General features: G+C 72.1%; 12 protein-coding genes and 1 pseudogene. 7 read left to right on the top strand and 6 right to left on the bottom strand.

The window, feature by feature from the left end; translation table 11 throughout:
- A pseudogene (locus D7X96_RS16330) lies at positions 1-650 on the bottom strand (apolipoprotein acyltransferase); the annotation flags it as partial.
- Positions 647-1234 (bottom strand): PadR family transcriptional regulator, encoded by a 588-nt coding sequence (locus tag D7X96_RS16325; RefSeq protein WP_120548577.1) that lies wholly within the window; start codon positions 1232-1234, stop codon positions 647-649. The pseudogene D7X96_RS16330 and the gene D7X96_RS16325, both read right to left, overlap by 4 nt.
- A 223-nt stretch (positions 1235-1457) precedes the next feature.
- Between D7X96_RS16325 and D7X96_RS16320 the strand changes: the two genes are divergently transcribed.
- From D7X96_RS16320 to D7X96_RS16305, 4 genes are all read left to right on the top strand, one after another.
- Positions 1458-1868: a response regulator transcription factor gene (locus D7X96_RS16320; RefSeq protein WP_147468323.1), complete on the top strand. Its 411-nt coding sequence runs from the start codon at positions 1458-1460 to the stop codon at positions 1866-1868.
- A gap of 169 nt (positions 1869-2037) precedes the next feature.
- Positions 2038-2454 carry a response regulator gene (locus D7X96_RS16315; protein ID WP_233610084.1) on the top strand — a complete coding sequence of 139 codons (417 nt, stop codon included), beginning with the start codon at positions 2038-2040 and terminating at the stop codon, positions 2452-2454.
- Entirely contained in the window at positions 2427-2906 is a 480-nt protein-coding gene (locus tag D7X96_RS16310) for a GGDEF domain-containing protein (protein ID WP_233610085.1), read from the top strand. The genes D7X96_RS16315 and D7X96_RS16310 overlap by 28 nt, the downstream gene beginning before the upstream one ends.
- A gap of 162 nt (positions 2907-3068) precedes the next feature.
- The gene (locus D7X96_RS16305; RefSeq protein ID WP_120548580.1) at positions 3069-4100 is read left to right on the top strand and encodes an LLM class flavin-dependent oxidoreductase; all 1032 of its coding nucleotides are present in this window, start codon (positions 3069-3071) and stop codon (positions 4098-4100) included.
- On the opposite strand, the gene D7X96_RS16300 is transcribed toward D7X96_RS16305, so the two are convergent.
- The 4 genes from D7X96_RS16300 to D7X96_RS16285 all read right to left on the bottom strand — a co-directional run bounded on the left by D7X96_RS16300 (position 4051) and on the right by D7X96_RS16285 (position 8488).
- Positions 4051-4545 (bottom strand): DUF6232 family protein, encoded by a 495-nt coding sequence (locus D7X96_RS16300; protein ID WP_147442743.1) that lies wholly within the window; start codon positions 4543-4545, stop codon positions 4051-4053. The genes D7X96_RS16305 and D7X96_RS16300 overlap by 50 nt on opposite strands.
- On the bottom strand, positions 4538-4903 hold the full coding sequence (locus tag D7X96_RS16295; protein WP_120548582.1) for a DNA-binding response regulator: 366 nt from the start codon (positions 4901-4903) through the stop codon (positions 4538-4540). Before D7X96_RS16295 ends, D7X96_RS16300 begins: the two co-directional genes overlap by 8 nt.
- A 116-nt stretch (positions 4904-5019) precedes the next feature.
- A complete protein-coding gene (locus tag D7X96_RS16290; protein ID WP_370450126.1) occupies positions 5020-6378 on the bottom strand; it encodes a sigma-54-dependent transcriptional regulator in 1359 nt (452 codons plus the stop codon).
- Positions 6356-8488 (bottom strand): ATP-binding protein, encoded by a 2133-nt coding sequence (locus tag D7X96_RS16285; protein ID WP_121770143.1) that lies wholly within the window; start codon positions 8486-8488, stop codon positions 6356-6358. The genes D7X96_RS16290 and D7X96_RS16285 overlap by 23 nt, the downstream gene beginning before the upstream one ends.
- Before the next feature lie 199 nt (positions 8489-8687).
- Between D7X96_RS16285 and D7X96_RS16280 the strand changes: the two genes are divergently transcribed.
- Genes D7X96_RS16280 through D7X96_RS16270 form a run of 3 tightly spaced genes read left to right on the top strand, consistent with a single transcriptional unit; the run spans position 8688 to position 10917 of the window.
- Positions 8688-9377, top strand: coding sequence for a TetR/AcrR family transcriptional regulator (locus D7X96_RS16280; RefSeq protein WP_121770140.1), 690 nt, complete (start codon positions 8688-8690; stop codon positions 9375-9377).
- The gene (locus tag D7X96_RS16275) at positions 9374-10174 is read left to right on the top strand and encodes a CoA transferase subunit A (RefSeq protein ID WP_120548585.1); all 801 of its coding nucleotides are present in this window, start codon (positions 9374-9376) and stop codon (positions 10172-10174) included. Before D7X96_RS16280 ends, D7X96_RS16275 begins: the two co-directional genes overlap by 4 nt.
- Positions 10171-10917: a CoA-transferase subunit beta gene (locus D7X96_RS16270; RefSeq protein WP_121724653.1), complete on the top strand. Its 747-nt coding sequence runs from the start codon at positions 10171-10173 to the stop codon at positions 10915-10917. The genes D7X96_RS16275 and D7X96_RS16270 overlap by 4 nt, the downstream gene beginning before the upstream one ends.
- Positions 10918-10954: the final 37 nt, after the last annotated feature.

The following is a 10954-nucleotide window of genomic DNA, read 5'->3' as shown; positions in this document are numbered from 1 at the left end:
ACCCTCCCCGCCCCCGCGAGCCGCAGCGCGCCGAAGCCGAGGATGGCCACCCACACCGCCGCGTACACCGCCAGCCCGGGCAGGATACGGCGCCCCGCCTTCCGGTGCTCGAACGCCCAGTTGGCCACGGTGGCGAACCACACCAGGACGAACGTCAGGCCCCACAACCCCGTCACCGAGACCAGTTGCACCAGCACCGGCACCCGGGCCTGGGTGTAGGCCAGCACGCCCCAGGTGCCGAACGGGTTGCCCAGGCTGCTGAAGAGCTCCATCCCCGTCGTCGCGGCCGGCAGGAAGAGCGTCCCCGCGAAGGAGCCGCGCGGCCCCACGATGAGACGGTCCGCCAGGTACAGCCCCGCGACGACCCCCGCGCCGCCCAGGGCCATGCCGAAGGCGCTCGCGGCGGAACCCGGGAACACCCCCAGGTTCGCCACGCCAGCGGCGACGGTGTTCGCCACCAGGAGCCCCACGAAGCCCACCGCGGGACGCTGCCGCCGGGAGAAGAAGAGGAACAGGGCGCCCATCAGCCAGCCGGGCAGCACCGCCCATTCCGTGTTCAGCAACACCACCAGCCCGGCCCCCACGCCCAGGGCGAGCCACGGCATGAAGACGGACAGACGCCGCGCGCCTTCGTCCGGAGGACCGCTCATCGCGCGCCCCTCTTCTTCGTCGACCCCGTCGCCGGCTTCAGCCGCTCGAGCGCCTCGCGCGCCTCGTCACACCAGCGCAGGTGCGCCTCCAGCCCGAGCAGCCCCGCGCGAATCGACAGATACCAATAGGCAAACTCCGGGTCGTCCTTCCGGGAGTGGCGGACGTCCTCGTCAATGAGGCGCAGCGCCGCCAGCAGCGCTTCTGCCTCGGCGCGGCTGCGCTCCACCTGCGCCAGGGAGTCCGCGGGCCCCACCCGGGCCCCGAAGAAGAGCTTGAGCAGCAGCTCGTTGCGCTCGACGTGCGGGAGCACCGGCCGCCTCAGCCATTCCGCGAGCGCCGTCCGCCCCGCCGCCGTCACCCGGTACACCTTCCGGACCCGTCCGCCCGGTGAGCGCTCCTCTGGCTCGAGCTCCACCAGCCGCTCCTCCGCCATCCGCTCCAACGTCGGGTACAGGTTCCCGTAGCTCTCCTGCCAGAAGTGCCCCACCGACCGCTCGATGGCGCTTCGCAGGTCGTACCCGCTCATCGGCTCCCGGCACAGCATCCCCAGGATGGCGAACCGACAGGTGCTCTCCCTCGCCATGACTGACTGCCTCCTCCATCCGGATATATCAGGCTGATATATCCGGTGGCCAGCCCCACGGAGCCCGGGCTCCGGCGGGCGGGCCCATTCCAGAATCCGGAGCCCGGTCCAGGATGTGGAAAACGGCCTCTGGCGTCCGCCCTCCCCTTCACCCAATCCCTTGCAATGATTGGGATTGGGGGCTGACGCTCCGCGTGGCACAACAGCTGCACTGTCGTTGTGCATGCACGGTAAAATCCTCCTCCTCGATTCGAAGCCCCCGGTTCGCGGGGCAACGGCGCGTCACCTGACGGCCGCGGGCTTCACCGTCCTCACCGCGCGCACGGATTCGCAGGCGCGCAGCCTGCTGGACACGAACCTGTTCGACGCGGTCCTCATCGACCACCCCTTCGGGCGGCCCGGCATGGACGAAGGTCTGCGCTTCGCGCGCGACCTGAGGCTGCAGGACTCGCACCTTCCCATCCTGCTGATGACGGCGCTGCCGCTGGACGAGGTCCGGCACTCGGCGTGGGCCAGCGGCATCACCAAGCTCTTGCCCAAGCCGCAGCTGATGCCGGTGCTCATCCTCCACCTGTCCGCGCTCATCCCCGCCGCGGCCAACGAGGACCCGTCCCAGCCCCTCCTCATGCGCTAGAAGTCCGGGCTGCCGTCATTCCCGGAAAGACGTCCGGATTCCGGAAAACGGATCCGCAACCTGGACAAACGCGCGCGGCGGATGGGGTGCCGCCGGGCCAAGTGGCTGTAACGACTTTGGCCGTTTTATTCCCAGGTCCCTGGCCCCTTCCTTGCTCATGCCGCCCTGCGTGCCCCGGAACCTGCTGATCATCGACGACGAGACGGTCCTGTGCTGGGTCCTGGGCCGGTTCTTCTCCAGCGCCGGGTACCAGGTCGACTCGGCCACGGACCTCGATGAGGCCCTGGAGCGGGTGAAGCATGGCCGCTACGACGTGGTCATCAGCGATCTGCGCCTGAGCGGAACGCAGTCCGAGGAAGGGCTGATCATCGCGGAGCGGCTTCGCGACGCCTCCCCGGCGACGCGCATGGTGCTGCTCACCGCGTTCGCCACGCCGGACCTGGGGACGCGTGCACAGGCACTGGGCGTGGACCTGGTGCTGAGCAAGCCCCAGCCGCTGCCGGACCTGGCGGAGCACGTGTCGCAGCTCCTGGAGGCATCGCGCAGCTGTTGTCGCTGGTGGACCTGGGCATCGGCGCGGACCTGAAGGGCAAGCGCGAGCAGCTGCTGCGCCAGGACGCGCTCACGGGGCTGGACACCCGGCGCGTGGGCGAGGAGCGGCTGGCCAGGGAGATTGGCCGCTGCCGCCGCGAGGGCCTGCCCATGAGCCTGCTGCTCGTGGACCTGGTGGAGCTGGGCGCCGTCAACCGCACGCGCGGCTTCGACGCGGGCGACGCGGCGCTGCGCGAGCTGGCCCGGCGCTCGGAAGGACTCTGTCCCCCGCCGGGCTTCGCGGTGCGCTGGACGGGGGACCGCTTCCTGCTCGCCCTGCCCGGGGCGGACGCCGTGGGCGCGGAGGCCGTGCGCCAGCAGCTGCTCGACGCGCCCGGCCAGCCCGCGTGCGTGGCCATCGCCGTGACGGTGCAGGGCGAGGAGGATCCGCACGGCACCCTGGCCCGCGCGCACGCCGCGCTGGCCCGCGCGAGGCCGGAGCGGTAGCCGCCTCCCCACGCGAGTGAAGCCAGGCTGATGGGTGGGATGGCCCCCGCCTGCCAGGCTGGAGGGCCCGAGCGCCCGAGCGGTGCGTCAATGGCGTGAAAACCCAGGGTCCGCTGGCTATCGAAGGGCTTTTCCGCCCCCATGGGCGCGAGGGTCCCCCCGATGATCCCCTTCTCCGTCCTCGACCTGTCCCCCGTCATCTCCGGGGGTGACGCCGGACAGGCCCTCCACAACAGCCTGGACCTGGCCCGCCACGCGGAGAAGTGGGGCTACCTGCGCTTCTGGCTGGCCGAGCACCACAACATGACGGGCATCGCCAGCGCGGCCACGTCGGTGGTCATCGGGTACGTGGCGGGGGGCACGAAGACGATCCGCGTGGGCGCGGGCGGCGTGATGCTGCCGAACCATGCCCCGCTGGTCATCGCGGAGCAGTTCGGCACGCTGGAGACGCTCTACCCGGGCCGCATCGACCTGGGCCTGGGCCGCGCGCCGGGGACGGATCAGCGCACCTCCGCCGCGCTGCGCCGGGGACTGGGTGGCGCGGACAGCTTCCCGCAGGACGTGGTGGAGCTGCAGAACTACTTCAAGGACGCCACGCCGACCCAGGCCGTGCGCGCGGTGCCGGGCGCGGGCCTGCACGTGCCCATCTGGCTCCTGGGCTCCAGCACCTTCAGCGCGCAGCTGGCCGCGGCGCTGGGCCTGCCCTTCGCGTTCGCGTCACACTTCGCGCCCGCGCAGATGATGAGCGCGCTGCACCTGTACCGCACGCAGTTCCGCCCGTCGGACGTGCTGCGGAAGCCGTACGCGATGATTGGCGTCAACGTCTTCGCCGCGGACACGGACCAGGAAGGCCAGCGCCTCTTCACGTCGCTGCTCCAGGCCTTCCTCAACCTGCGCCGGGGCCGGCCGGGCCCGCTGTTGCCGCCGGTGGACAGCCTGGATGGCCAGCTCAACGAGATGGAGCTGGCGGAGATCGAGCACATGCTGGCGTGCACCGTGGTGGGCTCGCCGGACAGCGTGCGCGAGGGGCTCCAGTCCCTCATCGAGCAGACCGGGGCCGACGAGCTGATGGTGACCGCGCAGATCTACGACCACGCGGCGCGGCTGCGCTCCTTCGAAATCGTCTCCCAGGTGCGCGAACAGCTCACGGCCGCTGGCACGCGGCCCGCACCGTCCCCGCAAGCCGCGCGATGAGCTGGGCGTCGTGGCTGCCGAAGACGCGGCGCGAGCCGCCCGGCAGCCCCAGCACCAGGTAGTGGGTGTCCTCCACCACGAGCAGCGCGCCCATGGACGCGAACAGGCCCAGCGCGGTGAGCCCCAGGCCCGCCTCGTACGCGCCCTTCAGCGCGGTGACGGAGACGGACAGCCAGGACAACAGCGGCAGCCCCAGCGCCGCGGCCACACCCACCGCGAGCAGGTAGGGCCACACCTTCGGGGTGCGCCGCGCGGTCTCCACCTGGCTCACGTCGCGCAGCGCCCAGCTCTGGCCGCCCACGACGAGCCGCTCGGCGGTGACGCGCACCTGGCCGGCCTGGAAGAGGGAGGGCTCCCCCGCATCCGGCACCGGCTCGGGCACGGCCACCACACGCAGGGGGACAACGGGGCGCAGCACGGTGACGACGGCCATCGGTTCACCCATGGGGGGTCTCCAACAGAGGAAAGTGCGAGCGCAGCAGGGCGCGAAGCTCGTCGAGCGGACGGCCCAGCGCGAAACATGCCCGGGCCCCCTGACACAGGGCGCGGGACACCAGGCGCTCGTCCGCGAAGGGCAGCAGGACGACGACGGGCGCGGCGGCGGCGCAGGCGCGCGCACGCGTCAGCACCGGGAGGATGGCCTCCCCGCGCTCCACGTGCGCCAGCACCAGGTCCGGCCGCGCGGCGTCCGAGGCGTCCAGGAACAGGGCGATACCCAGATCGCCCAGCACGTCCGCCAGCAGCGACGCCAGGGACTCATCCGCTCCGAGCAGCAAGGCCCGGACTGTGCGCAGGGACGCCACGGCCCCACGTCACAGCAAGCTACATGCCGGAACCACCGTCCCCCGGGCCCCCGAGCGATCACCCCTGGACCGTGGCAATCCGCCAGCCCCCCGTGGCGCATTGCCACGCCGGCCCTCTACCGCTCCCGCTCGCGGCGATGGATGGTGGACACATCGATGCCCAGCAGCTCCGCGGCGCGGGTCTTGTTCCCTCCGCAGTGCTGGACCATCCAGTGGATGTACTCCCCCTCCAGCTTGCGCAGGGTCCACACGCCCTCCTGTGCCTGGGCGAGTGGGCTCACCGGCTCCGGCACCGGAGCGTGGGGACTCAGGTCCTCCAGCGTCACCGTCTCCCGGGGAACCAGCACCACCAGCCGCTCCACCAGGTTCTCCAGCTCGCGCACGTTGCCCGGCCAGGGCATGGCGCCCAGCGCGGCCACCACCTCCGGTGACAGCGACGTCACGCGCGAGCGCGGATTGCGCGCCCGGGAGCGGGCGGTGAAGTGCTCCACCAACTGGGGGATGTCCTCCCGGCGCTCCTTCAGCGACGGCACCCGCAGCGTGACGACGTTGAGCCGGTAGAAGAGGTCCGCGCGGAACCGCCCCTCCCGCACGCGCGCCTCCAGGTCCTGGTGCGTCGCAGCCACCACGCGCACGTCCACCGTGCGGCTCGCATCCGAGCCCACCGCGCGCACCTCGCCGTCCTCCAGCACGCGCAAGAGCCGCGCCTGGAGCTCCGTGGGCATGTCGCCAATCTCGTCCAGGAACAGCGTGCCGCCGTGCGCCTCCACGAAGAGGCCTCGCCGCACGGACGTGGCGCCGGTGAACGCGCCCTTCACGTGGCCGAACAGCTCGCTCTCCAGCAGCGGCCCCGGCAGCGCGGTGCAGTTGACGGCCACGAAGGGACCGGCCGCTCGAGGCCCCTCGAAGTGCAGCGCACGGGCCACCAGCTCCTTGCCGCTGCCGCTCTCGCCTCGCAGCAGCACCGGGGCCGCCGCGTGCGCCACCCGATCAATCAGCTCATACAGCCCGCGCATGGGCGCGCTCTTGCCCACCAGCGCGCCCAGGCCGCTTCGCTCCTGCGACTTCAGCGCCCGGTGCTCCGCTCGCAGCCGGCGGTCCTCCAGCGCGCGGCCCAGGTACAGCCGCACCTCGTCCAGGCGGAAGGGCTTGGTGAAGTAGTGGTACGCGCCCCGGCGCATCGCCTCCACGGCGCTCTCCACGCCGCCAAAGGCCGTCATCAGCAGCACGGGCAGCTCCGCGTCCACCGCGTGGGCGGCGGCCAGCACGTCCAGCCCGTCCACCTTCTCCATGCGCAGGTCGGTCAGCACCGCGTCGTACACGCGCGAGCGGATGAGCGTCAGCGCCTCCTGCCCGCCCGTGGCCAGGTCCACCGTCCAGCCCGCGTCGGCCAGCGGCTCCTGGAGCATGCGACCCATCTCCACGTGGTCGTCCACCACGAGGATGCGCGCGTCAGACGGCAAGTCGCTCGGCATTTCGTTCCTCTGGGACGGCGCGGGCCACCGGCCACAGCACGGTGACGCGGGTGCCCTGCCCCGGCGTGCTCTCCAGCTCCACCCGTCCGCCATGGTTGCGCACGACGTGGGCCACCATCGTCAGCCCCAGGCCCGTGCCCTGCCCGCGCTTCTTCGTCGTGAAGAACGGGTCGAAGACTTGATTGAGGCGCTCCTTCGGAATCCCGCACCCGTCGTCGCGCACCGTGAGCGCGACCAGGCCCCACGTCCCCTCCTCCGGCCCCGCCAGCGCGGAGGCGGAGACCTCCACCTTCCCGCCCTCGCTGCACGCATCGCACGCGTTGAGCGCCAGGTTGATGAGCACCTGCTGGAGCTGATCCGCGTCCGCCGCCAGCGCGGGCACCGACTCCGGCACGTCCACGCTCAAGCCCACCCGCCGCCGCTCCGCCTCCACCTGCAAGAGCTCATGCACGCTGCGCACGAGCGGCCCCAGCGCCACCGGCCGCACCATCGCCGGCTGCAGGCGCGAGAAATCCAACAGCTGGCGCAGCGTGCGGCTCACCCGATCAATCTGCTCGACGATGACGCCCAATCCCGGGCCCTGCGGGTGCGAGGCGCCCAGCTTGCTCTGGACGTACTCCGCCCGGCCGCGCACCACGCCCAGCGGCGTGCCGATTTCATGCGCGATGCCCGCCGCCAGCACGCCCACCGTGGCCAGCTTCTCCGCGCGCAACAGCTGCGTCTCCAGCGCGCGCACGTCGCTCAGGTCCTCCACCACCAGCAGCGCGCGCGTCTCTTCCTTCGGGTCCTCAGCGGTCAGCGGCACCGCGTGCAGGTTGTACGTGCCCTCCTCGCCAAAGAGGGCCAGCGGTTCACCCAGGAGGCTCAGCGGCCGGTCCTCCTGGCGCGCGGACGCGACCAGCGCGGACAGCCGCTCCACCACCGGCGCAGGAGCACCGGGGAACGCGGAGGCCAGCGGCGCGCCCGTCACGTTGCCGGGCACGCGCGAGCGCAGGGCCTGGTTGACGGCGCTGATCCGCCCGTCCTCGGTGAGCGCGAGGACGCCCGTGGGCAGGTGGTCCAGGATCTTCCGAGTCCGGTCATGGAGCGCGGCGAGCTGGGCCGCGTGCCGGCGGCTCTCCGTCAGCGCCACCGCGCGCCGCCGCGCAATCACCACGTACACCGCGAAGGCCACCAGGAAGAACGCCACCAGCGCGCCCGCGCCCAGCAGCCGCACCACCAGCGCCTGCTCATGCGAGCGCAGCGCCGCGGTGGACACCAGCGTCGCCACCGCCCAGTGGCTGCCGCCGCGCATGCGGATGGGCGTGTAGACGGCCACCACCTCCGCGCGCCCCAGCCCCAGCCGCTCCGCCTCCTGCTCGGACAGGGGCAGCATGCCGCGCGCGCCCGCCTTCAGCCGCGTCACGAGGAACGCGAAGCCCGGCACGCCCGAGTCCTTCTGTCCCGCGCGCCGGAACCACTCCGCCAGCCCCGGGTCGCTCGCGGGCGTGGGCTGGCCGTGCGTGCCCACGAGCAGCAGCCGCGCCTCCAGGTCCGACGTGACGATGCGCAGCGGCGCGAAGAAGGACTCCGTGTCCACCAGCACCGCCACCGCGCCCTCGGGCTTGCCGTCCGTCGCGGGCAGCGCCGTGGCCAGGATGCGCAGCCAGCCGCCGTTCGCCGCGTCCAGGATGGGGGACGTGGTGAGGTCCCCCGGCGGACGCTGCAACGCCCGGCGCGCCGTCCCCGCCATCTCCGCCACCAGCCCCTCGCGGGTCACCTGCGCGTCCGGCTTCCGGTCCAACAGCAGCAGCCGCTCCGCGCCCTCGCCGTCGTACGCCGCGATGGCCTTGTACTGGCCCACCGCCTCCAGCAGCGCGCGCAGCTCGCGCCGGTGCTCCGCCAGGCTCCCCGGCTGGGACATCAGCTCCCCGGCGAAGCGCAGGTTGCGGCCCACCTCCTCCAGCGAGTCGGTGACGCCGCCCACGGCCTCGTCCAGCTGCTTCTGCCGGTCCCCGGCGAACTGCTCCACCAGTGCGGTCCGGCTGCGCTTCACGAGCGTCCAGACCCCCACCCCCACGCTCGCCAGCGCGGCGCACAGGAGCAGGATGGGCAGGAGCGTGGACCGCATGGAGACCCGCACCCTAACCCGCTGGGTGGTCCCAAGTCCTTGTTTCCAATAGCTTTTGTCCCACCTACCCCCAGGTACTTGCCCGTTGACGGCCTGCGTCGGCCAATGCTACCTACCGGTCGGTAGGCGAATTGACCTACCGGTCGGTAGGTGGTTTCTGGCCCGGCGGAAGCAGGCAGGCCGGCGAGGGAAGGCACGCATGACACCCACGGGGCGCAAACCGGACGAGGGCGAGCGGTACAGGGCCATCCTGGAGACGGCGGCGCGGCTCATCTGCGAGCGCGGCTACGAGGGCACGTCGATGCAGGAGATCGCCGCCGCGTGCCGGATGACGAAGGCGGGGCTCTACCACCACATCCAGAACAAGGAGCAGCTGCTCTTCGCCATCATGAACTACGGCATGGACGTGTTCGAGGAGCAGGTCCTCGCGCCCGTGCAGGACGTGGCGGATCCGGTGGAGCGGCTGCGCCAGTGCATGCGCCAGAACATCCACCTGGTGACGAGCGGGCGCAGCAAGGAGGTCATCATCATCCTCCACGAGCACGCCACGCTCACCGGTGAAGCGCGCGAGTACATCGACCGGCGCAAGAAGCGCTACGTGCGCTTCCTGGAGGATGCGTTCGCGGAGGCCAACCGCCTGGGCCGCCTGCGCGGCGTGGTGGACCCCACCGTCGCGGCCTTCTCGTTCCTGGGGATGATCCTCTGGGTCTACAAGTGGTTCAAGCCGGACGGGCGCCTCACCGAGGAGCAGATCGCCGACGGCATGGTGGAGCTGCTCTTTCCGTCCAACGCGGCGGCCGCGAGCGCCCCGGCCCCTTCAACTGAAGACGCGCCCGCGCTGCGCATGGTGCCGCGCGCCGCCTCCGGTTCCGGGGAGGAATCCAAGTGAACCGCGCCCGTTGGAGTTCCCTGTCGGAGGCGGTGGCCTCCATCCCGGACGGCGCGTCGCTGGCGGCTGGCGGGTTCATGCTGGGCCGTGCACCCATGGCGCTGGTGCTGGAGCTGGTGGCGCAGGAGAAGCGCGGCCTGCAGCTCATCTCCCTGCCCAACCCGCTGCCAGCGGAGTTCCTGGTCGCGGGCGGGTGCCTCAAGCGCGTGGAGCTGCCCTTCGGCGCGCTGGTGCTGGAGAACCGCGTGCGTCCCCTGCCCTGCCTCAAGCGGGCCATCGAGCAGGGCGAGCTTGAGTGGCGCGAGCACGACGGCTACCGCGTGGTGCAGCGGCTGCGCGCGGCGTCCATGGGGCTGCCGTTCATCCCCGCGCCGGACGCGGACGTGTCGGAGCTGGCGGAGGTGGACGCGCCGCGCACGGTGGAGGATCCCTTCACGGGCCGCCGCGTGCCGGTGGAGCCCGCGTACTACCCGGACGTCGCGCTCATCCACGCCCGGGCGGCGGACGACAAGGGCAACCTGCTGATTGAAGACCCCACCACGGACCTGCTCGTCGCGGGCGCGGCGAAGCGGATCATCGCCACGGTGGAGGAGCGCGTGCCGAAGCTTGCGCGCGTCACCATCCCCGCCTTCCAGGTGGAGCGCGTGGTGCTGGCTCCCGGCGGCGCGCTGCCCACCGGGTGCCTGGGCCAGTACCCGCATGACGACGCGATGCTCGCGGCCTACCTGGCCGCGGCGGACGCGGGTGACGCGAAGGGCTTCCTCATGTCGCTGCGCGCGACGCGGAGCGCGGCATGACGGCGACGACGGTGGACGCGACGCCCGCGGAGACGGTGGTGTCGCTGCTGGCGCGGGAGATTGAAGACGGCTCGGTGGTGGCCACGGGCGTGGCGTCGCCGCTGGTCATCCTGGCCATCGCGGTGGCCCGGGCCACGCATGCGCCGGGGCTGACGTATCTGGCGTGTGTCGGTTCGTTGGATCCGGAGCTGCCGGAGCTGTACCCGTCGTCCGAGGACCTGCGCTACCTGGACGGCCGGTCCGCGGAGGTGAGCATCGCGGACCTGTTCGACCATGCCCGGCGCGGCCGGGTGGACACGGTCTTCTTCGGCGCAGCGGAGGTGGATCCGGCGGGCCGCACCAACATGACGGCGTCGGGCAGCCTGGACAAGCCTCGCACCAAGTTCCCCGGCGTGGCGGGCGCGGCCACGTTGCGCCAGTGGGTGAAGAACCCCGTGCTGCTGGTGCCCCGGCAGTCGCGCCGCAACCTCGTGCCGCAGGTGCAGGTGGCCACGACGCGCGACCCCAGCCGTCCGGTGCGGCTCATCTCCGACCTGGGTACGTATGAGCTGGGCGGGCCCCGAGGGGCGCGGCTGTTGGCGCGTCACCCCTGGGCCTCGGTGGACGGCATCTCCGAGCGGACCGGCTTCGAGTTCGCGGTGCCGGACGCCCTGCCCGTCACCTCCCTTCCGGACGCGCGCACGGTGTCGGCCATCCGCGCGCTGGACCCCCGCAACCTGCGCGACGCGCTCGTCGGCGGCTGAAGCACTTCTTCCCCATCCTTCAAGCAGCACGGAAAAG

This window comes from Corallococcus interemptor, assembly GCF_003668875.1.
Classification (GTDB): Bacteria; Myxococcota; Myxococcia; order Myxococcales; family Myxococcaceae; genus Corallococcus; species Corallococcus interemptor.
Note: the sequence above shows the minus strand (reverse complement) of the source record. Positions and strands in the feature narration are given on the sequence as shown.